The following is a 21,116-nucleotide window of genomic DNA, read 5'->3' as shown; positions in this document are numbered from 1 at the left end:
TCAGGGATCCCGGCTCAGCCCGTAGTAGAGGAGCGCCGCCTGGTATTCGGCCCAGCGCTCGGTCTGGGTCTCGCCAAGCTCGTGCAGATAGGACCAGCTATAGATGCCGGTGTCGTGCTTGTCGTCGAACACGATGCGGATGGCATAGTTGCCGACAGGCTCGACGGTGACGATCTTTACGTGCCGGCGGCCCGACACGACCTTCTTGGTGGCCGGTCCGCCATGGCCCATCACCTCGGCCGACGGGCTCTCGACCCGCAGGTATTCGGCCGGCAGCACAAAGGACTTGCCGTCGGAGAAATCGACCTCGATTCTGCCCTCGGCCTTGAAGACGCGCAGCTCGTTGGGCCAAGGCGTGGTGTTCGCCTCGTACGATCCTTCGTCGGGTGCCGACTTCGGGAAGCGGTCCGTCACGCTCATACGCCATCCTTCAAAGGCCGCGCCTCGCTCACCAGCATGATCGGAATCCCGTCACGGATCGGGTAGGCAAGCCCTGCTTTGCGGCTGATCAGCTCGCCCGCCTCGGCGTCGTATTCCAGCGGGCCTTGCGTCGCCGGGCAGACCAGAATCTCCAGCAGCTTGGGGTCGACCCCGCTGCGGCGGGGTCCGGTCGGGTTCTCAGCCGTCATGGTGTCTGTTTATAGCACGTCGTCAGTTGGCCCGCTGCGGCGTGGTTTCCGGGGGCTGGCCGAAGGCGCCCATCTCCAGGAAGGCGACCAGAAGCTTGGCCCGCGCCGTCGTATCGGATGCCTCCAGAAGCGCCTGCTTCTCGACAGGGCCGAACGGCAGCACCATCGAGAGCGAGGTCACCAGATTGCGGTCGGCGGCCTGCTTCACCGCATCCCAGTCGGTCGAGAGATTGCGATTGCGGAAGAAGGCGGCCAGCGCCGCCATCAGCCGTTCGCGATCGAGACTGACGAGCTCGTCGGCATGATCGAGGTCGGCGCGGTAGGGTGCGAACAGCGAAGACACGCGCCGGTAGCCGCCCTGCGCAGGATCGAGCTCGCGGCCGATCTCGAAGCGGCAGACACCCGACAGCGCCAGCAGAAGCCGGCCGTCCTCGGTCTCGCTGAAGCTCGTGATGCGTCCGGCGCAGCCGACGCGATGGACCTTGGGGCTGCTGCCGTCGCCGGTCGGCAGGCCGTCGCCGGCGAAGCCGCCGGGCTGCAGGGGCTGGACCATGCCGATCATGCGATGGCCGGCCAGAGAGTCGAAGACCATCGCCAGGTAACGCGGCTCGAAGACGTTGAGCGGCAGCTTGCCCCCGGGCAGCAGCAAGACGCCCGAAAGCGGAAAGATGGGCAGCGTCTCCGGAAGCTGCTCGAAGCTCGGCTCGAACGGACTGCGGCCCGGCATCCGGTCGGAAGGGCGGTCGGTCATGCCGGTACCGGCCGCGCGCGGCTCACGCGAACAGGATCGACGACAGCCGCTTGCGGCCGTCGACCGCGAGCGGGTCGGTGAAGCCCAGGGCCTCGAAGAATTTCAGCAGTTGCTGGCGCGCCGCGCCCTCGTTCCAGTTGCGGTCGAGCTTGATCATCGCCAGCAGCTCGTCGATTGCCTCCTGCTTCTGTCCGCCGGCCCAATAGGCGAGGGCGAGATCGAGCCGGGCCTGGAAATCCTTCGGATCGGCCGAGGCTTTGGCCTTGAGGTCGCCGATGGGGCCCGCTTCCTTCGCCTTCTCGGCGAGGTCGATGGCCGCCTGTACGGCGGCAACCTCCGCGCCGGCGCGGTCCTTGGCGGGGACTTGCTCCAGCAACGCCTTGGCCTGTTCGAGATCGCCGATCTGGACCTGGTAACGCGCCATGCCGGCCAGTGCCGCCACATTGGTCGGATCGACGCCCAGCACCTCGCTGTAGATGCGCGCGGCGAGCTCGAAGTCGCTCTGCGCCGTCGCGGCCTTGGCATGCTCCAGCAGCTCGGCGATTTCGTTGCCGCCGCCCTCGCCCGGCACGCCGCCCGCCGCTTGGACGAGCCGGTCGACGAACTGCCTCACCTGGCTTTCCGGCACCGCGCCCATGAAGCCATCGACAGGACGGCCGGCGAAGAAGGCATAGACCGCGGGGATCGACTGGATACGGAGCTGCTGGGCGAGCATCTGGTTCTGGTCGATGTTTATCTTGACCAGCTTCACTGCGCCCTTGGCTTCCTTGACCACCTTTTCAATCGTGGGCTGGAGCTGCTTGCAGGGACCGCACCAGGGCGCCCAGAAGTCGACAATCACCGGCACGGTACGGGACGCTTCGAGCACATCCTTGGCGAACTTCGTCTGATCGCTGTCCTTGACGAGATCGGCGGGGGCGGCCTGCGGCGCGGCGCCCTTCAGCATCGTTTCCATGGGTTTCCTTGCGGCTTGCAGCGGTATTTTGGTGTTCGGTCAGCAATGTGGCCCCCGCCCCACATCGACGCAAGGGGCGGTTCGAGCCGGCTGCCTCCCCTGGCGAGCTGTCCCGGTCGGCGCCGCGGGTTCAACGGCGAATTTGATGCTTCATCAATTCATGGCCGAGCCGGCCGGTCAGGAACAGACCGCACATCCTGAAGTCGCTCAGGAGCGACCAGACCGGCGCCTGGAAGGTCGCGGGCTTGTTCTTCTCAATGAAGAAATGCCCGACCCAGGCTGGACCGTAGCCGAAGAAGGGAACGGCGATCAGCCACCACCAATGTCTCGTCGCGATGGCGGCCACCAGGATCGCTATTGCCGCCAGCGTGCCGAAATAGTGGACGGCACGTGTTGCCGGTCGTGCATGTTCGCGCAGATAGAACGGCCAGAACTCGGCATAAGTCCGGAAGGTCGAGGCCATGGACAAATTGTCCGTCACTTTGGCCGGACGAGCAACAGCAGCCCGATCAGGGTTGCCGGCACGAGGAGCGGCCAGACCAGAAGTGCCGCCAGCCATGCCCCCGCCAGCGCGCCGACCAGATAGGCGATCCAGGTCGAGGCCAGCAGCCACGGTCGCTGGACCGGCGACGGAACGGGCTTTCCCTGGCTCCCCGCCAGCCAGTCGACGAGCGTATCGGCGATGCCGGCAACGAGGGCGAGCAGGACGGCCTGGGACGCGGACCGCCACGCCGCCGGCTCCGTGTCACACCACGTCGTAGGTGATCTCGACCTCCTGCCCGAAGCAATGAGCCTGGCAGGTGAGGATCCAGTTGTTGGCGAGATCGTCGGCCGTGTAGATGTCGTTCTTCGCCAGCACGATCTTGCCCTTGATGCGCTTGGCCGCGCACGAGGCGCAGAACCCCTCCTCGCAGGATGAAAGAGGATTGAGCCCGGCGGCGCGCGCGGCCTCGAGCACGGTCTGCCCCTTCTTGTAGGGGATCTTGTGGACCTTGTTCTCGAAATGGAGCGTGATCTCGCTTGGGATCACGTCGCCTTCCTCCTGCGGCTCGACCGGCACCGCGTCATTGCCCGAGGCCTCGAACCGCTCGATGCGCACGCGCTCGCGCGGCATGCCGGCACCGAGCAGCGTGCTCTCCACCAGGGTCATGAACGGGCCGGGACCGCACAGATAGGCGTCGGCGTCCTCGAAACCCTTGAGCGCATCGACAATTTCCCCGGCTGTGGTGAGCCCTTGCTCGGCATCCACGTGGTGGATGACCTCCAGCCGCCCGGCGTTGGCTCCCAGCAGCGCCACCAGCTCGGCGGCGAAGATGATCGAAGGCCGGTCGCGATTGGCGTAGAACAGGCGGACGCGGCGCGTGCCCGATTTCAACGCGCTCTTGATCAGCGACATCATGGGCGTGATGCCGCTGCCGCCGCCGAACAGCAGCAGCGGCTTGCCGCTGTCGGCGAGCACGAAACGGCCCGCGGGCGGCAGGACCTCGAGCGTGCCGCCTTCCTGCAGCGCATCGTTGAACCAGTTGGAGCCTTTGCCGCCGGCGACGCGTTTCACGGTGACCTTGAGATGGCCCTCGGTCTCGGGCGCGCTGGACAGCGAATAGCAGCGATTGAAGGCGCCTTCGTCGTGCGGCACGCGAAAGGTCAGGAACTGCCCGGCCCGGTACTTGAACCTGTCCGCCAGATCGGACGGCACTTCGAGGACGAACGACCGCGCATCGGCAGTCTCCTGGACGATCTTGGCGATGCGCAATTGATGGTAAGCCATTGATAAAACTGCTCTCAGTCAGGATGCGATTTTACCTGGCGACACTCGACACGGAGTGTGCTAGCGTCCAAGAAAAGTGAACAGAGCGTCATTTTAGAACGCCCGGCGGTGGGATGGGACAAGGTTCAAGCTCAGGAGGCAAGGGCCTATGACGACCAAGAAGATTTATCAGCTCCCGGTCGAGATTACCGATTGGAAGTTCGACGGTGCGACCGAAATCCATTTCAACTGGGAATATGACGACGGCTCGGCCGATCTGCTGAACCTTTACGAAAAGGGCAAGCAGCAGCAGTGGGACACCAGCAAGCGCATCGACTGGTCCCAGGAGCTGTTCGAGGAAAACCCGATGGGCCTGGCCGACGAATCCATCCCCATCTACGGCTCCCCAATATGGGAGAAGATGACCGAGAAGGAGCGCAACTGGCTGCGCTTCAACCTGCAGTGCCACACGATCTGCCAGTTCATGCATGGCGAGCAGGGGGCGCTGATCGCGACCGCCAAGATCGTGAACACGGTGCCCGACATCAATGCCAAGTTCTATGCCGCCACGCAGGTCATGGACGAGGCGCGCCATGTCGAAAGCTACAAGCGGCTGATCCACGAGAAGTTCAAGTCGGCCTACCCGATCACCGACTCGCTGAAGAACCTGCTCGAGCAGACGCTGACAGACCGGCGCTGGGACATGACCTATCTCGGCATGCAGGTGCTGATCGAGGGCTTGGCGCTGGCCGCCTTCCAGCGCATCCGCGACCAGGCCAGCAACAACCTCGCCGCCGCGGTGAACGCCTATGTGATGCAGGACGAGGCCCGCCACGTCACCTTCGGCCGCATGGCGCTGCGCGAGTACTATCCGCATCTCTCCGACGCCGAACGGGCCGAGCGGGAGGAGTTCACCGTCGAGGCGCTCTACTTCATGCGCGATCGCTTCAACCAGGCCGAGGTCTGGCAGCGCTCCGGCCTGCCGGTCGACGAGCTGATGAAGTACGCCTACGAGTCGGGCGCGATGCAGCAGTTCCGCTCGCGGCTGTTCACCCGCATCGTGCCGATCCTCAAGGAGATCGGCCTGTTCGGGCCGAAAGTGCAGAAGGCGCTGGGCGACATGGGCGTGATGGAATACGCCAAGATCGATGTCGACAAGCTGATCGGCAACGACATGAAGGTCGCCGAGGACTTCGACGCCAAGAAGTTCGTCAAAGAGGCGATCGCCGCGGAGTGATGGGCGCATAAAGAAAAGGATCCCTCGCTGACGCTCGGGATGACACGGTCCTTTGGATCAACAAAGACGGTGTCATCCCGAGCGCGGCGAGGGTTCTTTGTTTCGGCGACGGCAACGCAATAGCTACTTGCAGCTTCCGATCTCGGGCGGTGCGCCGACGACCGTCGCGATGCGCGAGATGTCGAGGCACCGGTCGCCGATCCGGCCCCTCTGCTGAACGAGCAGCGCGAAGCGGGAGAAGGTCGCCGCCTGCTCCGCGGATGTCGGCCGCCCGCGCGCCAGGATCCAGTAGAGCGCATAGAGGTCGGCTTTCTCCACATCGGCGGCCACTGCGTCGGGATCCTTGCTCCACATCGCGGCGTTCTTCGCCGCCGCGCCGGTCGGGTCGGCGAGACCGGCGAGCCAGGCGTGGACAGCCTTCACCAGCGCGTAGGAATCGCCTTGCCGGGCGCGCAGCGCCTTCATCTCGCCGGCGAGCTCGGTGTAGGGCTTGCCGCCGACAATGTCGCCCGAGCAGCCGACGTCACGGCAGAGCAGGGTGAAGGTGAGATATTCGGCAAGGATGATCTCGACATTGCCGTTGTTGTGCCGGCGCCAGGCGCGCGCGAGCCGCCATCCCTCTCGCAGCTCGTCGCTCCACGGCTTCTGCGCCTGCGGCATGCCGCGCTCGAAATTGCCGATCACCACCTGGGCAGCGGCCTGCCATTCCGGCGGTATCTGTGCATGGGCGACCGGAGCGACCAGGGCGACCAGGGCGAGGAAAAGCGCAAGGACGAGACAGGCCATGCCGGTCAATACCTCCGTGCGGTCGTGCGGTCGCGGCTCTCGTACTGCACGAGATCATCCGCGCGCAGCTCGATGGCGTCGCGCGGCGCGAGACGCCGCGCCTGCGCCCGCGTGATCAGACGATAGTGCCGCACATCGTCCACGGCCGCACCGACTTCCCAGCAATCCTCCTCGTTGGTCACCCACATGGCCGGCGCGAAGCGGCGCAGATCGACCGCCACCGAATAGGTGCGCAGCGTCTTGCGCGCCTCGTTGGTGTATTCGTGGAGATAGGACATCGCGAGCTCGCGCAGGCTGCGATAGACGGGGTCGCGCCAGCGCAGCCAGACGTGGTTGCTCTTGGAGATGGCGCCCCAGCAGCCATCGCGCTTGAAGAGGGCGACGACGTGATCGGAATCGCCCTGGGCCGTCAGGTCCATGACCAGCGGCGGCTCGCCCTGCAGCCAGAGGGCGCAGGCCGCGGTGAAGGCCGCCTCGATGCAATGGGCCTCGCGATGCCGCAGCACGCCGCGCACCGACCGCAGTGTGTCGCCACCCGGCTCGAAATTGGCCCGCAGCCCGATCACGAATTTCTGGATGTGTGCCGGCGTTCTGAGCGCCCGCAGGATCCGGCCTTCCTTGGCGGTCAATCCGAGCTGCGCGGGGGTAGGCTTGGTGAGGCGCATCGCCGGCGAGTGTGCCCTGCCGCGGCTGTCTTCGCCATCGCGACGGCAGGGTTGACCTTTGCGTTGCGGAAGGGAGCGGACTCGGGAAGCGGTTGGTGGAGCTGAGGGGGATCGAACCCCTGACCTCCTCATTGCGAACGAGGCGCTCTCCCAGCTGAGCTACAGCCCCCCGTTCCCGAAGACCGCGCGGATAATGCCTGCCGGGCCACCTGTCAAGCAAACGACCCTATGCTAGCGTTCCGGCGAGTCCAACTGGAGTATCGATCTGTGGCAAACGACAAGAAGCCGGTCCAGACCACTGCGGCGCCCAAGGCGCTCGGCCCCTACGCCCAGGCCATCGTGGCCGGCGACATGATCTATTGCGCAGGCCAGATCCCGCTCGATCCGGCGACCGGCAACATCGTGCCGGGCGGCGTCGCGGAGCAGACCGAGCGCGTGCTCGAGAATTTGCGCGCCGTGCTCAAGGCCGCCGGCAGCGACCTCGACCGCGCCGTCAAGACCACGGTCTTCATCAAGAACATGAACGACTTCGCCGCCATGAACGAGGTCTACGGCCGGCCGGAATATTTTGGCCCCAATCCTCCGGCACGCTCGACCGTCGAGGTCGCGCGTCTGCCGCGCGATGTGCTGGTCGAGATCGAGGTCGTGGCGCTTGCCTGACATCTTCTACTACTTTCACTATGTAATCCCATGGTTCCTGGGCATCAGCTCGGTCGTCCTGCTGATGCTGTTGATCGGCCACGTGCTGATGGCCCTGTTCCTGATCATCCCGACCTGGCGTATCTGCGTGCGCGCCGGATTCGCGGGCGCCTGGTCGCTCCTGCACCTGATTCCGATGATCGGCTCGTTCATCGTCATGGCGATCCTGGCCTTCGGCGACTGGCCGAACGGCGAGGCGAGGTGGGGCTCGGGCTGACATGGGCACCGAGCTTGCCGCCCTCCTGGGGCTTGCCGGCCTCAGCAGCGCCTTCGCCCTGGTGGCGTTCGTGCTGGCGGCCTGGATGGCCTGGCGCATCGTCGAGAAGGCGGGTCTGCCGGGATGGACGGGTCTCGGAGCGATACTTCTCACCCTGACAGCCGTCGGCACGATCGTGCCGCTGGTGCTGCTCTGGATCTTCGCCTTCATGCGCTGGCCGCGCGATGCGGCGACCGTGCCGCGGGCGACGGCGACGCCGGCCGGGTCGGGACCGACGACCGGCGCACCGGCCGCACCGTCGGCGCCATCGGCTTTGCCGCCGCCGCCCAAGGCGCTGGCCGACGCCCGAGGCTGGACGCTCACCGGCAAGCTCGCCGACGGCAGGGCGGTGTCGCTCGCCTTCGATGCCTCCTCGTCGACCTGGATGCTGACCGGCGCGCCGGCGACGCAGCCGACCGATCTCTCCGTCCCCGACCCGTCGCTCGGTCGACCGCATGCCCGGCTGATGGTGGCCGGCGCGCGGCTCGGCCTCGCCGACCTCGGCAGCGCTGGCGGGACGTTCATCGACGGCGCCCGGCTCCTCCCCGAGCACGGGCCGCGCGACATCACGGCCGTGCACGCCATTCGGTTGGGCAGCGTCGAACTGGCGCTTTCCCGAGCCTAGGATCCCGAGGGAAATAGGCTTGTGATCGACAATCGTCGCCGAGTAGGGTGCGCGCGGCCGGCGCCGTGCCGGGAGTTGGAGGCGGGGAGCCGATGCTGTCGCTGGCGTTGCTGATCGACAAAATCATCGACATCTATACCTGGATCGTGATCGCGAGCGCGATCATGAGCTGGCTTGTGGCGTTTGGCGTGGTGAACGTGCGCAACCAGTTCATCCGCTGGGTGGTCGACTTTCTCTACCGCATCACAGAACCCGTGCTGCGGCCGATCCGACGCATGCTGCCCAACCTCGGAGGCATCGACATCTCGCCGGTGATCCTGCTGCTCGGCCTGTTCTTCATTCGCAGCCTGCTGTGGGAATACGTCTGGCCCACATTGGTGCGCTGAGCGATCCGCCGTTCCTGCGCCGCGGCCCATCGGGCGTGACGGTGGCGTTGCGCGTCCAGCCACGAGCGCGGCGGACCATGCTCGAGATTTCCGGTGCAGCGCTCAAGGCCACGGTGACGGCGCCGCCGGAGGATGGCAGGGCGAACGCCGCCGTGATCGCGCTGCTGGCCGAAAGTTGGCGTCTGCCGAAGTCCGCCTTCGCGGTCGTCAAGGGCGCGGCGGCGCGCGACAAGACCGTGAGCGTGGCTGGCGATCCGATTGTGGTCGCCGGTCGGATCGGGGAATGGGTGAGGCGACATGGCTGAAGCAAAGCTGATCGACGGCAAGGCGTTCGCGGCCGGCCTGCGCGCGCGCGTCGGCCAGGGCGTCGCCGAGCTCAAGGCCGCGACGGGACTGACGCCCGGTCTCGCCACTGTTCTCGTGGGGGCGGATCCGGCCAGCCAGGTCTATGTCCGCAGCAAGGGCAAGTCGGCGGCCGAGCTCGGCATGGCGAGCTTCGATCACCGCCTGCCGGCCGAGACCACCGAGCAGGAGCTGCTGACGCTGGTGGCCGAGCTCAACGCCGACCCGGCCGTCAACGGTATCCTGGTGCAGCTTCCGCTGCCCAAGCAGATCAATACGCCGCGCGTGCTGCTGGCCATCGATCCGGACAAGGATGTCGATGGCTTCCATCCGGTCAATGTCGGACGGCTGGGCTCGATCGCGCCCGGCGCGCCGCTCGACTTCCCGGTGCCCTGCACGCCGCTCGGCTGCTCGATGCTTCTGGCCGATGCGCTGGGATCGCTCGCCGGCCGCCACGCCGTCGTCGTGGGCCGCTCCAATCTCGTCGGCCGGCCGGTGGCGCAACTGCTGCTGCGCGCCGATTGCACTGTGAGCATCGCCCATTCGCGTACGCGCGACCTGCCGGCGCTCTGCCGGCTGGGCGATATCCTGGTGGTGGCGATCGGCAGGCCGGGCTTCGTGCGCGGCGACTGGATCAAGCCCGGCGCCGCGGTGATCGACGTCGGCATCAACCGCATCCCGACGGCCGAGGGCAAGACCAGGCTGGTGGGCGACGTCGTCTTCGCCGAGGCGCTGCCAGTGGCGGCGCATCTCACGCCCGTTCCGGGCGGCGTCGGCCCGATGACCGTCGCCTGCCTGATGTACAACACGCTGCAGGCGACGCGGCGCAAGGCCGGCCTGCCGTTCGTGGCAGTCTGATTCTTCCGGACCGCGGGCTTCCAGCCCGCTCATGGGCGCGCAAGATGCGCGCGGTCGCGGGACTCAGTTCTTCTTCATTCCCGCGACCAGCGCCGTCACGTTGTAGCGCATCATCGCTTCGTAGGTGGCCGCAGGACCGCCCGGCCTCGAAAGAGCATCGCTGTAGAGAGGGGGCCCTACGGTGGCGCCGGCATCGCGGGCGATCTCGTCGATCAGGGCAGGATTGGTGAGATTCTCGACGAACAGCGCCTTGATCTTCTGGGCGCGCACCTCGCGGATCAGCGCCGCCATGTCGCGCGCCGTGGGCTCGCTGGCGCTGTTGTAGCCGCGCGGCGCGGCGAAGCGAACGCCGTAGGCGCGGGCGAAGTATTCGAAGGAGTCGTGGCCCGTGATCGCCTTGCGCCGGTCGGCCGGCACGTCCGCGATCTCGGCGCGGATCCAGGCATCGAGTCGCGCGAGTGTCTTGTCGTAGTCGGCGGCGCGGCCGCGATAGTACGCAGCGTCTTCAGGATCGGCGGCGGCGAGGCCATCGGCGATGTTGGCGACGTAACGGCGGGCGCAGGAGACATCCTGCCAGCAATGTGGATCCTTCGCCGTGGGCGCCCCCGCCGACGCCACGATGCGCCGACCTTTGAACGAGGCCGCTTCGGCCAGGCGATCGAGCCAGCCCTCGAAGCCCAGACCGTTGCTCACCAGCACCTGCGCCGCCGCCAGCAGCCGCGCGTCGCGCGGCCGCGGCTGGTAGGTGTGCACGTCCGTATCCGGTCTGACGATGCTGCTCACCTCGACCCGGTCGCCGCCGACCTCGGCCACGAAGTCGGCGAGGATCGAGAAGGTGGCCACCGCCCTGAGCCGTGTCTCGGCCCAGGCAGGGCCGGCCGCGAACAGGAAAAGGAGGGCGAGGAAGGCGGGACGCATTTGTTACAATGTAACAGAAGCGCCACTTCTGTCCCACAAATCGATCAGAGCGGAAAGTCGAGCCATTGCGGGCTGTGGCCGGTGGCCTCGAAGAAGCGCGCGAGGTCGGCGAAAGTGATGGCCGTGGTCATGGTGTTGGTGAGCGGATGGGCATTGACCGGACCGCCCTCGCCCAAGGCGCGGTCGAGGACGAGCTTCACACGATGCTCGTCGTCGTTGATCACGGCGAAGGGCGTCACCGAGCCCGGCTCGACGCCCAGCGTGCGGCGCAGCCGATCTGGGCTGCCGAACGAGAGCCGGCCCGCGCCCAGCATCTCGCCCAGCCGCTTGAGGTCGATGGCGCGATCCTCGAGCGCCACCACCAGCCACATCTCCTCCTTCTTGTTGCGCAGGAAGAGGTTCTTGATGTGATGGCCGGGCAGCTCGCCGCGATGGGCTCTCGCCTCCTCGACCGTGAACACGGGCGCGTGCTCGACCGAGCGATGGGCGAGCCCCAGCGCATCCAGACGGGCGAATAGTTGTTGCGGGCTCAGCATCGGCACGGTCTACATAAAGGCATGAAAGGCATCGTTCTGTCTGGCGGCAGTGGCACGCGGCTTTACCCGATGACGCGGGCCGCCAACAAGCAGCTCCTTCCCGTCTACAACAAGCCGATGGTCTACTATCCGCTCACCACGTTGATGCTGGCGGGATGCCGCGAGATCCTGCTGGTCGTCAATCCGCAGGACGAGGAGGCCTATCGCCGCCTGTTCGGCGACGGCAGCCAATGGGGCCTGCGCATCGACTATGCCGTGCAGCCGCATCCGGGCGGCATCGCCGAGGTCTTCCTGGTCGGCCGCGACTTCATCGGCAAGGATCGGGTCGGGCTGATCTTGGGCGACAATCTCTTCTACGGCGACTCTCTGCCGGCGATGGCCGAGCGCGGCGCGACGGGAAGCGGCGCGGTGATCTACGCCTACTGGGTGAGCGATCCCTCCGCCTACGGTGTCGTCGAATTCGACGCCGCGGGCCGAGCGATCGCCCTCGTCGAGAAGCCCGCGGCGCCACGCTCCCACTGGGCGGTCACCGGCCTTTACTTCTACGATGCCGATGTCTGCGACATCGCCGCCTCGCTGCCGCGCTCGGCGCGCGGCGAGCTCGAGATCACCGATGTCAATGCGCGCTACCTGAAGGAAGGCCGGCTCACCGTCGAGAAGCTGGGCCGCGGCTATGCCTGGCTCGATACCGGCACGCCCACGAGCCTGTTGCGCGCCGCGCAGTTCGTCGAGACGGTCGAGGAGCGGCAGGGTCTGCAGATCGGCTGTCCCGAGGAGGTCGCCTGGCGCAAGGGCTTCATCGACGACGGCGCCTTCGCGCGCCTGATCGAGCCCATCAAGCAGAGCGAATACGGCCGGTATCTGCATCGCCTGCTGGCCCGGGAGTGAGGCTCGGCGGACTTGCCAAAAAAAGCAAAACCCCCTATCACCCTCGCCTTCCGGCACCCACCCTGCCGGTATCGGAGCGCGGGCGTAGCTCAGGGGTAGAGCACAACCTTGCCAAGGTTGGGGTCGAGGGTTCGAATCCCTTCGCCCGCTCCAATCTTCCCATCGCACAGGAAATCGCGTCGAGGCGGATTGCATGAAAGCGCTTACCGTCGTGCGCAGCGTTGCCGATCTGCGTCGCGCTGTCGCCGAACACCGTACCGTCGGCCGGACGGTCGGCCTGATTCCGACCATGGGCGCCCTGCACGAGGGGCATCTCAGTCTCGTACGGGGCGCCCTCGAGCGCGGCGACGTGCCGGTGGCCTCGATCTTCGTCAATCCGATGCAGTTCGGCCCCAACGAGGACTTCGGCGCCTATCCGCGCGACGAGGCCGGCGACTTCGCCAAGCTCGAGGCGGAGGGGTGCCGGATCGCCTACGCGCCCGTCGTCGAGGAGATGTATCCCGGCCCGCAGCTCACGACAGTGACGGTGGCGAGCCTGACCGACCATTTGTGCGGCCCGTTCCGGCCCGGGCACTTCGAGGGTGTAGCGACCGTTGTCTGCAAGCTCCTCATGATGGCGATGCCCGACCGCGGCTATTTCGGCGAGAAGGATTACCAGCAGCTCCAGGTGCTGAAGCGCATGGCGCGCGACCTCGACATGCCGGTCGAGATCGTGGGCATGCCGACGATCCGCGAGCCGGACGGTCTCGCGATGTCGTCGCGCAACCGCTATCTTTCGCCGGCCGAGCGCAAGACCGCGCTGGCGCTCTATCGTCAATTGAACGTCGTTGCCGATGCCGTGCGCGATGGCAAGGCGGCCTGTGCGCCGGCCGCGGCGCAGGCCTCACGGGCCCTGGTCGAAGCAGGCTTCGACAAGGTCGAGTATCTCACGGTCGTCGACGCGGAAAGTCTCGCACCGCTGGACCATGCCGGCGGTCCCGCGCGCGTGGCGGCCGCCGCACGGATTGGCCGCACACGCCTGATCGACAATATCGCCGTATGATCGCTAAGCTTTGAGGCAGCAGCGCTTGGCCTTCTTGCCGCTGCCGCACGGGCACGGATCGTTGCGCCCGACATGGCGCCAGGGATTGATCGCGGGTCCCTGGTCGGTCGGCAGGAAGTCTGCCGGAGTCCGCTCGAGCGGAAGGGACTCGTCGTCGAGCGGATCGTCGTCGATGCTGAACGGGTCTTGGCCACTTCCGAAAGAAAGGTCTCCGGCGGCGGCAAGAACATCGTCGATGTAGCCAAGCGACATTTTCTTGAAGCGGCTCGCATCGCCCGGATCACGCTCCGCCGTGGCGAGATCGTCGGCAAAGCTCTTGCGATCGTAGACCTCCTCGAGAATGACCTCCTGATCGAACGCGGCCATGACGGCCGGCTCCAGGATACGCAGTCCCAGCAGCGCGATCGCGCCGACCCAGCCCGACCAGACGAAATCGCCGTCGAGCGCCAGACGGTCGGTCCAGAAGCGCCCGAGGAAGCCGGCCATCTGCTGAAGCTCGATGCGCTTGTCGAAGGTCAGGAAAGCGGCGGCGCCCATGAGGGCGTCGCGCACGTACTCGCCGGCTTCCCGGTCGGCGATGGCCTCGAAAAGAGCGCCGGTATTGCCGTCGAAGACGCCCGCGACGATGCGCGGCAGGGCCTCGGTGACGACATCACCCAGCAGTTCCTCGACCTCGTCCTCGGGGCGACGCACCAGGCGCAACAGCGGCTCGAACACCAGCGGATCGCGCCGACCGCCGGCGATGTAGAGCGCGCGAACCAGTTGCCGGGCCTCGCGCTCGCTCGCCAACGCGCCCTCCGCCGCCCGTTCGATCAATGGTCGCAGCAGCGGACCCGCCTCGGCATAGCGCACCGTGCAGAGGGCGATCGCCTCGGTCGGCGTTTCGATCGAGCCGAGCTCGTCGACATAGAAGTCGATCGGGCCGGATACGGACAAATCGGCTGGTTGAAGGGGATCCGACATCTTTCGCTTCCGATGTTACGCCGCCTGCTCGAGAGTCGAGGCGACGTCGCGCGTGGTGACCCGGCGCAGGTCGCGCACCTTGGCTGTGTCGAACGGGCGGGCGCGATGCATCGTGCAGCGGTTGTCCCAGATGACGAGGTCGCCCTGACGCCAGCGGTGGACGTGCACGAACCGGGATTGCGTCGCGTGCTCGACCAGGTCGAGCAGCAACAGACGGCCGTCCGGCACCGGCATGCCGATGATGTGCGAGGCATGGCTCGCCAGATAGAGCGTCTTGCGGTGCGAGCCGGGATGGATGCGCACCACGCGCTGCGGCACCGGCGGCAGGCTCGCCAGCTCCTCGGGCGAGTACTGCGTGACGTCGAGTTGCGCGCGCGAGTGCCAGATCGAATGCTCGGCGACCAGCCCGTCGATTTCCCTTTTCTTCGCCTCGCCCAACGCATCGTACGCGGCGCGCAGGTCGGCGAACTCGGTGTCGCCGCCCTCGTCGGGGACGATGTGCGCATAGAGCAGGGACAGCGCCCCCGGCACGGCCCGGAACGAGGCGTCGGTATGCCAGAGCCGGTTGGCCAGCCAGTCGAGACGGCGTCGCGCAGTGCGGTCCATCACCTTGCCGTCGCCGTCGAGGTTCGAGATGTCGGCGATCTCGGCCGACGCCAGCCGATGCTTGATGCCCTTGTGCCGCGCCCTCTGGGCCGAGGAATGGATCGGCCCGAAGTGACGGGCGAAGGCGATCTGCTGTTCGTCGTTCAGTTTCTGGTCACGGAAGACCACGACAGCATAGCGGTTGATGGCCTCCTCGATCCCGTCGCGGTCGGCTGGTTGCAGCGGTTGCGCGAGATCGACGCCGGAAATCTCGGCGACGAAGTCGGGATGCGTCGGCGTGACGGTGATGCTCACGGCCGCCTCCTGCGGCTATAGTGCGATCCGGCCCGTTGGGGCTTCCGTCCATTCTCTCCCAGGAAATGCCATGTCGCAAACGATCAAGCTTGCCCTGCTCGACGACTACCAGAAGGTGGCGCTGAAACTGGGAGATTGGGACCGGCTGCGCCGGCGCGGCGTCGAGATCACCGTCTTCAACGAGCCGTTCAGGTCGATCGACGATGCGGCGCAGAAGCTGGCGCCCTTCGATATCCTGCAGTTGCTGCGCGAACGCACCGCCTTTCCGCGGGCGCTGATCGAGAAGCTGCCCAACCTCAGGTTCATGGTGCTGACGGGAGCGCGCGCCTCGAGCCTCGATGACAAGGCGGCAGCCGAGCGCGGCATTCCGATCTCCAATACGCCGGGCGGAGGCTCCAATGCCTCGACGGCCGAGCTTTGCTGGGCGCTTCTGATGTCCTGCGCGCGTGACCTCGCCCGCGCCGAGCGGCTGATGCGTTCCGGCGGCTGGCACGACGGCATCCGTAACATGGTGGTGCTCGAGGGAAAGCGGTTGGGCGTGATCGGCCTCGGCCGGCTGGGCAGCCGTGTGGCGGGTTACGCCAGGGCCTTCGGCATGGAGGTCGTGGCCTGGAGCCAGAACCTCACGGAGGAGAAGGCGAGGCAGGGCGGGGCCAGGCTCGTGAGCAAGGACGAACTGCTGGCGACATCGGACTTCGTCACCATCCACCTGGTGCTGTCGGACCGCACCCGCGGGCTGATCGGGGCGTCCGATCTCGCCAAGATGAAAAAGACAGCGATGCTGATCAACACCTCGCGCGGGCCGATCGTCGACGAGGCGGCGCTGATCGCGGCGCTGAAGGCCGGCACCATCGCCCACGCCGGCCTCGATGTGTACGACAAGGAGCCGCTGCCGGCCGGCCATCCGCTGACCAGGCTCGACAATGTCACGCTGGTGCCGCACCTGGGCTACGTCGTCGAGGAAAGCTACCGCCACTTCTACGCCGGGACGATCGCCGACATCGAGGCTTGGCTCGACGGCAAGCCGATCAACGTCATCAACCCGGATGCGCTGAAGGGCAAGTAGTAGTGTTTTCTGCCCGCTCTCGCTCGGGATGACACCAATAGGCTCTCGCCGAAAAGTACAAAAAAATGTCGATTCGGGTCCGGGCCGGACGTCGATGAGGTGACGGGAGAGACCGTCGTCAACCGAAGGAGATCGACATGCCACAATATATGCTGCTGTTGCACATGGTCCCCAACTACAACATCGACCTGCCGCGAGAGAAAATGCTGGAAATGACCAAGCGGTACATGGCCTGGTCCGACGCGTTGCGCCAGAAGGGCAGGCTGGTCGGCGGCGAGAAGCTGGCGGCAGGCGGCGTCCGTCATATCCGGGTCAAGGACGGCAAGCCGGTGGCGAGCGACGGACCCTATGCCGAGGCGAAGGACGTGATCGGCGGCTATTTCGTCATCGAGGCGCGGGATGGCGCCGAAGTCGAAGCAATCGTGCAGGACTGCCCGCACCTCGCGCTCGCCCCGACCAACTGGATCGAGATCCGGCCGGTCGACGATATGGCGGCGGTGCGCAAGGCGGCGGCTGCCGCGAGCTGAGGCGTGCATGGGCATCGAAGTTCACCGGCTTGTCGATTCGCTGGCCCGCGACTCGGCGAGCCGGCTGGTCGCTGCCCTGGCGCGACGGTTGGGGACGGGCCGCATCGCCGTCGCGGAAGACGCCGTCCAGCATGCGCTGCTGCAGGCGCTGTCCAACTGGCCGTTCAAGGGGGTGCCGGCCAGGCCCGAGGCCTGGCTGGCGGTGGTGGCGAAGAATCGTGCGCTCGACCTGCTGCGCGCCGAGGCGCGAGGGGCGGTACTGGCGGACGAGCTGCTGCCTCTTGCCGCGCCGAGCGTCGAGAGCCAAGGGCGCTTCGACCGCGAGCTGAACGACGACGAGCTCGCCCTCCTGTTCGCGGTCTGCCATCCGGCCCTGTCGCCCGAGATGCGCGTGACCTTCGCGCTCAAGACCGTCTGCGGCCTCACCGTAGCGCAGATCGCGAATGGGCTCCTGAGCGAACCGAGCGCGATCGCCCAGCGCCTCGTGCGCGCCCGGCGCCAGCTCGAGGCGTCGAATGTCGCGATCGCGGCACCGCCGCCTGATCACCTCGCGGACCGCGCCGAGTCCGTGCGCACGGCGCTCTATCTCATGTTCAACGAGGGCTACTCCGCCTCGTCGGGCGAGGCACTGGTGCAGCCCGAGTTCTGCGTCGAGGCCGTGCGACTGGCGCGCGCGCTCGCCCGCCATCCGACGACGGCGAGCCCCGAGAGCGATGCGCTCGCGGCCCTGCTTGCGCTGACGGCGGCGCGGCTGCCCACGCGTGTCGGGCTGGACGGCGTGGCGCAGCTCCTGGAGGACCAGCCGCGTGAGCGGTGGGACCGGAGTCTGATCGCGCTCGGCCTCGGCCATCTCGAGCGATCGGCGCGGGGCGACGAGCTGACGGTCTGGCATCTGCGCGCCGAGATCGCGGCGATCCACGTGACGGCGCCCAGCGCCGCCGCGACCGACTGGCGCCGCATCGCGGCGATTTACGATGAGTTGAGTGAGCTCGACGGGTCACCGGTGGTTGCTCTCGCGCGCGCCGTGGCCGTCGGCCGCGCCGAGGGACCGGCCGCGGGGCTGGCGGCGCTTCCCGTCACCGACGGCAATCCCTACGGCGAGGCGGCGCGCGGCGTCTTCCTCACGGAGCTTGGTCGCCGTGAGGAAGCGCGCCACCATTTCGAAACGGCGACGGCGCTCGCCCGTACCGAACCGGAACGGCGACTGATGGAGCGCAGGCTCAGGATCTGAAACGCAGCAAGAGGTGATTCACGCCGTTCAGCTTGACGTAGAGATCCTCGAACTGGCTGTAGAACTCCTCCCATTGCGGCAGGCTGCCCTGTGCCCCGAGAGATGTGTAAATCTCGGCCACCGACCGCCGGCCGTCGATTTCGGCGATGATGCGCGGGGCGAGCGGGGGCAGGTGGGCGCGCCAGGGAAAGCCGTCGAGATTGGCGACCAGCGGTGTGCCCGGCTGCAGGCCGGCGGCCAGCTTGTGCGGGTCCATCTCGCGCAGCACCGGGATCGCCTGTGTGTCCTCGGGCCGCGCCACCGTGTCGTAGCCGGCACGCGTTGCATAGAAGATGTGGGTGCGGAGATTTCCCGCCAGCCGCTCGGCGAACGCGGCGCGCTCCATCAGCGGCAGCGCGCTCGCCTGCCGGGCGATCACCGGATCGCTCATGTAAGTCGCCGGCTCGTAGCGCACCGGCTCGAGGAAGGCGACGACCCGCAACCCGGCGTCGGTGGCGAGCCTGTCGATCTCAGGGACGGTGTAGGCGCGATCGCAACTGTGCAGCAGCAGGTCGTAAAGGCCGGCGTCCCCGCCTGTCACGTGATCGTTGAGATGCGGGTTTCGGCGAAAGAGGTTGGTCGTCGGCAGGAAGCGGATCAGCCGCTTGGTCATGGCGATGCGGTCGGCCATCGCCATCGAAGGCGGGGCGAGCGTGCGCAGCATCTCCTGCATGGGATAGACGCCGGTGCGGCCATACTGGCCGTACACCATCATCCCCACGCCGCCTTCCGGCTGCAGGACGCTGGCCAGCGCCTGCATGCCGGCCGCCGGATCGGGCAGGTGGTGGAGCACGCCGGTGCAGTCTATATAGTCGAAAGAGCCGATCGGCATGGTCGGCAGATCGAGCAGCGAGCCGGTCAGGAACTGGATATTGCGCAGCCCTCGCGCCTTCGCCCGGGCCTCACAGACGGCGCGTGAGGCGGTCGACAGGTCGAGATAGACCACCTCGCCCGGGCAGCGCCGATCGACGAGCTGCTGCGCCAGCATGATGCAGGCATCGCCCGTGCCGCCGCCGGCGACGAGGGCGCGAAAGGGCCGGTTGAAGTTCAGCCGGCCGGCAAAGAGATAGTGGTTGACCTCGAGGATGTGGCTCGGCGAGCCGGTGATCAGACGGGCCGCCTCGTCGCGCGGGTCGCGGGCCGGATAAGGCAACGCTTCGTACTGGGCGCGGACGTCTTCCAACGGCGAAGGAACGGTCATTATGCCTTGTTTCCCGGTAGGCGCGGCGCTACCCCGAAAATGCTTGGGGTGGGCGCACGCCCACCCATCGATTTCTGCAACAAAATTCGAGACCATGAAAGGCTATTTCGGTATCGGTGTCGAAGGTGTCAGCAAGGCGATGAATGTGGGCACCCTGTTCCGCACCGCCCATGCCTTCGGCGCCGCCTTCGTGTTCACGGTTCGGGCTCAGTACAACCGGCGCGAGGGCGGCTTGAGCGATACGTCGGACACGCCCCGCTCGGTGCCCACCTACCATTTCGCCGACCTGGCCACATTCCGGCTGCCGCTGGGGTGCCGGCTGGTCGGGGTCGAGCTCGCCGAGGATGCCATCGAGTTGCCGAGCTTTCGCCATCCGCGCCAGGCCGCCTATATTCTGGGCGCGGAACGCGAGGGACTGTCGGCCGATGTGCAAGCCTGCTGCGACTACATCGTGAAGATCCCGACCCGCTTCTCCGTCAACCTGGGCATCGCAGGCGCCCTCGTCATGTACGACCGGCTCCTGACTCTCGGACGTCATGCCCCGAGGCCGGTCGCCGAAGGGGCGCCGACCGAGCCGGCGCCGCTCCCGATGTTCGGCGAGCCGATCTACAAGCGCAAGGCACGGCTGCGGGCGCGACAGGGCGAGTAGCTCTGCCGCCAGGGGTGGCGGGCTCGCGTCTCATGCACTATCTCAGCGCCGACCATGGCCCTCCCGCCCACCGAACCGCTGCAAATTGTCGAGCCCTTCACCGGCCGCAACGACATTCGACCGAATCTGGTCGGGCTGTCGCGCGAGGCGCTGAAGGCGACGCTGGCCGAGGCCGGCCTCGAGCCGTTCCGCGCCCGGCAGGTCTGGCAATGGATCTACTGGCACGGCGTCACCGACTTCGGGCACATGACCAACATTGCCAAGAAGACGCGGGAGCGGCTGGCCGAGCGGTTCGTGATCGCCCGTCCCGGGATCGTCGCCGAGCAGCGCTCGATCGACGGCACGCGCAAATGGCTGCTGCGCTTTGCCGACGGCAACGAGGCCGAGACGGTGAACATTCCGGAGGAGGATCGCGGCTCGGTCTGCGTCTCGAGCCAGGTCGGCTGCACGCTCACCTGCAGTTTCTGCCATACCGGCACGCAGCCCCTGGTGCGCAACCTGACGCCTTCCGAGATCGTGGGCCAGTTCATGGTCGCGCGCGACAGCTACGGCGAATGGCCGACGCCCATCGAGACGACGCGCATGCTCTCCAACATCGTCATGATGGGCATGGGCGAGCCGCTCTACAATTTTGACAACGTGGCGACGGCGCTCAGGATCGTCATGGACGAGCAGGGCATCGCCCTCTCGCGCCGCCGCATCACGCTCTCGACCTCGGGTGTCGTGCCGATGATCCCCAGGGTGGGCGAGGTGCTCGACGTCAATCTCGCCGTCTCGCTGCATGCCGTCAGTGACGAGGTGCGCGACACGCTGGTGCCGATCAATCGCAAGTGGCCGATCGCCGAGCTGCTCGCCGCTTGCGCCGCCTATCCCGGCGCCAGGAACAGCCGTCGCATCACTTTCGAGTACGCGATGCTCAGGGGCGTCAACGACAGCGACGCCGATGCGCGCGAGCTGGTACGTCTCCTGGCGCCGATCCATGCCAAGGTCAACCTCATCCCCTTCAACCCCTGGCCAGGCGCGCCCTATGAGTGCAGCTCCAACAATCGCATTCACCGCTTCGCCGCGATCGTGAACGACGGCGGTCTCAGCGCCCCCGTCCGCACCCCGCGCGGCCGCGACATCCTCGCGGCCTGCGGCCAGCTCAGGAGCACGAGCGCCCGCAGCCGGCGGGAGAAGGTGGTGCTGTAGCGAAATTCGTGGAAGGGGAAGATCCCGCG

27 protein-coding genes and 2 tRNA genes are annotated in these 21,116 nt (G+C 67.0%); 15 read left to right on the top strand and 14 right to left on the bottom strand.

Annotation, left to right across the window (positions count from 1 at the left end; all coding sequences use genetic code 11):
- The 6 genes from OJF58_RS08865 to OJF58_RS08840 form a co-directional block, all read right to left on the bottom strand.
- Positions 1-420 (bottom strand): DUF971 domain-containing protein, encoded by a 420-nt coding sequence (locus OJF58_RS08865; RefSeq protein WP_300783594.1) that lies wholly within the window; start codon positions 418-420, stop codon positions 1-3.
- Complete coding sequence (locus OJF58_RS08860) at positions 417-629, bottom strand: Trm112 family protein (RefSeq protein WP_300783593.1); 213 nt, start codon at positions 627-629, stop codon at positions 417-419. Before OJF58_RS08860 ends, OJF58_RS08865 begins: the two co-directional genes overlap by 4 nt.
- A gap of 22 nt (positions 630-651) precedes the next feature.
- Entirely contained in the window at positions 652-1,380 is a 729-nt protein-coding gene (locus OJF58_RS08855; RefSeq protein ID WP_300783592.1) for an LON peptidase substrate-binding domain-containing protein, read from the bottom strand.
- Between the two features lie 22 nt (positions 1,381-1,402).
- Positions 1,403-2,335, bottom strand: a complete 933-nt coding sequence (gene trxA / locus OJF58_RS08850) for a thioredoxin (RefSeq protein WP_300783591.1) — start codon at positions 2,333-2,335, stop codon at positions 1,403-1,405.
- A 130-nt stretch (positions 2,336-2,465) separates the two neighbouring features.
- Positions 2,466-2,798: a DUF962 domain-containing protein gene (locus tag OJF58_RS08845; protein WP_300783590.1), complete on the bottom strand. Its 333-nt coding sequence runs from the start codon at positions 2,796-2,798 to the stop codon at positions 2,466-2,468.
- 282 nt (positions 2,799-3,080) lie between these two features.
- Positions 3,081-4,103: a ferredoxin--NADP reductase gene (locus OJF58_RS08840; RefSeq protein ID WP_300783589.1), complete on the bottom strand. Its 1,023-nt coding sequence runs from the start codon at positions 4,101-4,103 to the stop codon at positions 3,081-3,083.
- A 148-nt stretch (positions 4,104-4,251) separates the two neighbouring features.
- Here OJF58_RS08840 and OJF58_RS08835 point away from each other — a divergent pair, with 148 nt between their 5' ends.
- Complete coding sequence (locus OJF58_RS08835; RefSeq protein ID WP_300783588.1) at positions 4,252-5,319, top strand: ferritin-like domain-containing protein; 1,068 nt, start codon at positions 4,252-4,254, stop codon at positions 5,317-5,319.
- Between the two features lie 123 nt (positions 5,320-5,442).
- On the opposite strand, the gene OJF58_RS08830 is transcribed toward OJF58_RS08835, so the two are convergent.
- The 3 genes from OJF58_RS08830 to OJF58_RS08820 all read right to left on the bottom strand — a co-directional run bounded on the left by OJF58_RS08830 (position 5,443) and on the right by OJF58_RS08820 (position 6,939).
- Positions 5,443-6,105, bottom strand: coding sequence for a hypothetical protein (locus OJF58_RS08830; protein ID WP_300783586.1), 663 nt, complete (start codon positions 6,103-6,105; stop codon positions 5,443-5,445).
- A gap of 5 nt (positions 6,106-6,110) precedes the next feature.
- Entirely contained in the window at positions 6,111-6,770 is a 660-nt protein-coding gene (locus tag OJF58_RS08825; protein ID WP_300783585.1) for a hypothetical protein, read from the bottom strand.
- 93 nt (positions 6,771-6,863) lie between these two features.
- Positions 6,864-6,939 (bottom strand) — tRNA-Ala (locus OJF58_RS08820).
- Positions 6,940-7,037: 98 nt separating this feature from the next.
- On the opposite strand from OJF58_RS08820, the gene OJF58_RS08815 reads away from it, so the two are divergent.
- The 6 genes from OJF58_RS08815 (at position 7,038) to folD (ending at position 9,936) form a co-directional block, all read left to right on the top strand.
- Positions 7,038-7,430, top strand: coding sequence for a RidA family protein (locus OJF58_RS08815; protein ID WP_300783583.1), 393 nt, complete (start codon positions 7,038-7,040; stop codon positions 7,428-7,430).
- Entirely contained in the window at positions 7,423-7,686 is a 264-nt protein-coding gene (locus OJF58_RS08810) for a hypothetical protein (RefSeq protein ID WP_300783582.1), read from the top strand. The genes OJF58_RS08815 and OJF58_RS08810 overlap by 8 nt, the downstream gene beginning before the upstream one ends.
- A gap of 1 nt (position 7,687) precedes the next feature.
- On the top strand, positions 7,688-8,350 hold the full coding sequence (locus OJF58_RS08805; RefSeq protein ID WP_300783581.1) for an FHA domain-containing protein: 663 nt from the start codon (positions 7,688-7,690) through the stop codon (positions 8,348-8,350).
- A 92-nt stretch (positions 8,351-8,442) separates the two neighbouring features.
- Positions 8,443-8,736: a YggT family protein gene (locus OJF58_RS08800; protein ID WP_300783580.1), complete on the top strand. Its 294-nt coding sequence runs from the start codon at positions 8,443-8,445 to the stop codon at positions 8,734-8,736.
- Entirely contained in the window at positions 8,703-9,041 is a 339-nt protein-coding gene (locus OJF58_RS08795) for a DUF167 domain-containing protein (protein WP_300783579.1), read from the top strand. The genes OJF58_RS08800 and OJF58_RS08795 overlap by 34 nt, the downstream gene beginning before the upstream one ends.
- Entirely contained in the window at positions 9,034-9,936 is a 903-nt protein-coding gene (gene folD / locus OJF58_RS08790) for a bifunctional methylenetetrahydrofolate dehydrogenase/methenyltetrahydrofolate cyclohydrolase FolD (RefSeq protein ID WP_300783577.1), read from the top strand. Before OJF58_RS08795 ends, folD begins: the two co-directional genes overlap by 8 nt.
- Positions 9,937-9,999: 63 nt before the next feature.
- Here the strand turns inward: folD and OJF58_RS08785 are convergent, their stop codons facing one another.
- Together OJF58_RS08785 and OJF58_RS08780 are read right to left on the bottom strand one after the other, a co-directional pair.
- Positions 10,000-10,854 carry a zinc ABC transporter substrate-binding protein gene (locus OJF58_RS08785; RefSeq protein ID WP_300783576.1) on the bottom strand — a complete coding sequence of 285 codons (855 nt, stop codon included), beginning with the start codon at positions 10,852-10,854 and terminating at the stop codon, positions 10,000-10,002.
- Positions 10,855-10,898: 44 nt separating this feature from the next.
- A complete protein-coding gene (locus OJF58_RS08780; RefSeq protein ID WP_300783575.1) occupies positions 10,899-11,390 on the bottom strand; it encodes a prolyl-tRNA synthetase associated domain-containing protein in 492 nt (163 codons plus the stop codon).
- A 21-nt stretch (positions 11,391-11,411) separates the two neighbouring features.
- On the opposite strand from OJF58_RS08780, the gene rfbA reads away from it, so the two are divergent.
- From rfbA to panC, 3 genes are all read left to right on the top strand, one after another.
- Complete coding sequence (gene rfbA / locus OJF58_RS08775; RefSeq protein WP_300783574.1) at positions 11,412-12,278, top strand: glucose-1-phosphate thymidylyltransferase RfbA; 867 nt, start codon at positions 11,412-11,414, stop codon at positions 12,276-12,278.
- 78 nt (positions 12,279-12,356) lie between these two features.
- A tRNA-Gly gene (locus OJF58_RS08770) sits at positions 12,357-12,431 on the top strand.
- A gap of 40 nt (positions 12,432-12,471) precedes the next feature.
- On the top strand, positions 12,472-13,320 hold the full coding sequence (panC, locus tag OJF58_RS08765) for a pantoate--beta-alanine ligase (protein ID WP_300783573.1): 849 nt from the start codon (positions 12,472-12,474) through the stop codon (positions 13,318-13,320).
- Positions 13,321-13,323: 3 nt separating this feature from the next.
- On the opposite strand, the gene OJF58_RS08760 is transcribed toward panC, so the two are convergent.
- Positions 13,324-14,283 carry a DUF1186 domain-containing protein gene (locus tag OJF58_RS08760; RefSeq protein WP_300783571.1) on the bottom strand — a complete coding sequence of 320 codons (960 nt, stop codon included), beginning with the start codon at positions 14,281-14,283 and terminating at the stop codon, positions 13,324-13,326.
- 15 nt (positions 14,284-14,298) lie between these two features.
- A complete protein-coding gene (locus OJF58_RS08755; RefSeq protein ID WP_300783570.1) occupies positions 14,299-15,183 on the bottom strand; it encodes a TauD/TfdA family dioxygenase in 885 nt (294 codons plus the stop codon).
- A 70-nt stretch (positions 15,184-15,253) separates the two neighbouring features.
- Between OJF58_RS08755 and OJF58_RS08750 the strand changes: the two genes are divergently transcribed.
- The 3 genes from OJF58_RS08750 to OJF58_RS08740 all read left to right on the top strand — a co-directional run bounded on the left by OJF58_RS08750 (position 15,254) and on the right by OJF58_RS08740 (position 18,007).
- Positions 15,254-16,249, top strand: coding sequence for a D-2-hydroxyacid dehydrogenase family protein (locus OJF58_RS08750; protein ID WP_300783569.1), 996 nt, complete (start codon positions 15,254-15,256; stop codon positions 16,247-16,249).
- A 137-nt stretch (positions 16,250-16,386) separates the two neighbouring features.
- Entirely contained in the window at positions 16,387-16,776 is a 390-nt protein-coding gene (locus OJF58_RS08745; protein ID WP_300783567.1) for a YciI family protein, read from the top strand.
- A 7-nt stretch (positions 16,777-16,783) separates the two neighbouring features.
- The gene (locus tag OJF58_RS08740) at positions 16,784-18,007 is read left to right on the top strand and encodes a DUF6596 domain-containing protein (protein WP_300783566.1); all 1,224 of its coding nucleotides are present in this window, start codon (positions 16,784-16,786) and stop codon (positions 18,005-18,007) included.
- Here the strand turns inward: OJF58_RS08740 and OJF58_RS08735 are convergent.
- Positions 17,997-19,247 (bottom strand): class I SAM-dependent methyltransferase, encoded by a 1,251-nt coding sequence (locus OJF58_RS08735; protein WP_300783564.1) that lies wholly within the window; start codon positions 19,245-19,247, stop codon positions 17,997-17,999. The genes OJF58_RS08740 and OJF58_RS08735 overlap by 11 nt on opposite strands.
- Before the next feature lie 94 nt (positions 19,248-19,341).
- Here OJF58_RS08735 and OJF58_RS08730 point away from each other — a divergent pair, with 94 nt between their 5' ends.
- Together OJF58_RS08730 and rlmN are read left to right on the top strand one after the other, a co-directional pair.
- Entirely contained in the window at positions 19,342-19,896 is a 555-nt protein-coding gene (locus tag OJF58_RS08730) for an RNA methyltransferase (protein WP_300783563.1), read from the top strand.
- Positions 19,897-19,950: 54 nt separating this feature from the next.
- Positions 19,951-21,087, top strand: a complete 1,137-nt coding sequence (rlmN, locus tag OJF58_RS08725) for a 23S rRNA (adenine(2503)-C(2))-methyltransferase RlmN (RefSeq protein WP_300783562.1) — start codon at positions 19,951-19,953, stop codon at positions 21,085-21,087.
- Positions 21,088-21,116 lie beyond the last annotated feature (29 nt).

The organism is Enhydrobacter sp. (assembly GCF_030246845.1).
Lineage (GTDB): Bacteria > Pseudomonadota > Alphaproteobacteria > Reyranellales > Reyranellaceae > Reyranella.
Note: the sequence above shows the minus strand (reverse complement) of the source record. Positions and strands in the feature narration are given on the sequence as shown.

Excerpts from the sequence above, each read along its gene's own strand:
- OJF58_RS08760 (WP_300783571.1), bottom strand. The coding sequence starts at position 14,283 with ATGTCGGATCCCCTTCAACCAGCCGATTTGTCCGTATCCGGCCCGATC.
- OJF58_RS08825 (WP_300783585.1), bottom strand. The coding sequence starts at position 6,770 with ATGCGCCTCACCAAGCCTACCCCCGCGCAGCTCGGATTGACCGCCAAG.
- trxA (WP_300783591.1), bottom strand. The coding sequence starts at position 2,335 with ATGGAAACGATGCTGAAGGGCGCCGCGCCGCAGGCCGCCCCCGCCGAT.
- OJF58_RS08735 (WP_300783564.1), bottom strand. The coding sequence starts at position 19,247 with ATGACCGTTCCTTCGCCGTTGGAAGACGTCCGCGCCCAGTACGAAGCG.
- OJF58_RS08740 (WP_300783566.1), top strand. The coding sequence starts at position 16,784 with ATGGGCATCGAAGTTCACCGGCTTGTCGATTCGCTGGCCCGCGACTCG.
- OJF58_RS08830 (WP_300783586.1), bottom strand. The coding sequence starts at position 6,105 with ATGGCCTGTCTCGTCCTTGCGCTTTTCCTCGCCCTGGTCGCCCTGGTC.
- OJF58_RS08730 (WP_300783563.1), top strand. The coding sequence starts at position 19,342 with ATGAAAGGCTATTTCGGTATCGGTGTCGAAGGTGTCAGCAAGGCGATG.
- rlmN (WP_300783562.1), top strand. The coding sequence starts at position 19,951 with ATGGCCCTCCCGCCCACCGAACCGCTGCAAATTGTCGAGCCCTTCACC.
- rfbA (WP_300783574.1), top strand. The coding sequence starts at position 11,412 with ATGAAAGGCATCGTTCTGTCTGGCGGCAGTGGCACGCGGCTTTACCCG.
- OJF58_RS08800 (WP_300783580.1), top strand. The coding sequence starts at position 8,443 with ATGCTGTCGCTGGCGTTGCTGATCGACAAAATCATCGACATCTATACC.
- OJF58_RS08860 (WP_300783593.1), bottom strand. The coding sequence starts at position 629 with ATGACGGCTGAGAACCCGACCGGACCCCGCCGCAGCGGGGTCGACCCC.
- OJF58_RS08845 (WP_300783590.1), bottom strand. The coding sequence starts at position 2,798 with ATGGCCTCGACCTTCCGGACTTATGCCGAGTTCTGGCCGTTCTATCTG.
- OJF58_RS08835 (WP_300783588.1), top strand. The coding sequence starts at position 4,252 with ATGACGACCAAGAAGATTTATCAGCTCCCGGTCGAGATTACCGATTGG.
- panC (WP_300783573.1), top strand. The coding sequence starts at position 12,472 with ATGAAAGCGCTTACCGTCGTGCGCAGCGTTGCCGATCTGCGTCGCGCT.
- OJF58_RS08750 (WP_300783569.1), top strand. The coding sequence starts at position 15,254 with ATGTCGCAAACGATCAAGCTTGCCCTGCTCGACGACTACCAGAAGGTG.
- OJF58_RS08745 (WP_300783567.1), top strand. The coding sequence starts at position 16,387 with ATGCCACAATATATGCTGCTGTTGCACATGGTCCCCAACTACAACATC.
- OJF58_RS08855 (WP_300783592.1), bottom strand. The coding sequence starts at position 1,380 with ATGACCGACCGCCCTTCCGACCGGATGCCGGGCCGCAGTCCGTTCGAG.
- OJF58_RS08780 (WP_300783575.1), bottom strand. The coding sequence starts at position 11,390 with ATGCTGAGCCCGCAACAACTATTCGCCCGTCTGGATGCGCTGGGGCTC.
- OJF58_RS08805 (WP_300783581.1), top strand. The coding sequence starts at position 7,688 with ATGGGCACCGAGCTTGCCGCCCTCCTGGGGCTTGCCGGCCTCAGCAGC.
- OJF58_RS08865 (WP_300783594.1), bottom strand. The coding sequence starts at position 420 with ATGAGCGTGACGGACCGCTTCCCGAAGTCGGCACCCGACGAAGGATCG.
- OJF58_RS08785 (WP_300783576.1), bottom strand. The coding sequence starts at position 10,854 with ATGCGTCCCGCCTTCCTCGCCCTCCTTTTCCTGTTCGCGGCCGGCCCT.
- folD (WP_300783577.1), top strand. The coding sequence starts at position 9,034 with ATGGCTGAAGCAAAGCTGATCGACGGCAAGGCGTTCGCGGCCGGCCTG.
- OJF58_RS08840 (WP_300783589.1), bottom strand. The coding sequence starts at position 4,103 with ATGGCTTACCATCAATTGCGCATCGCCAAGATCGTCCAGGAGACTGCC.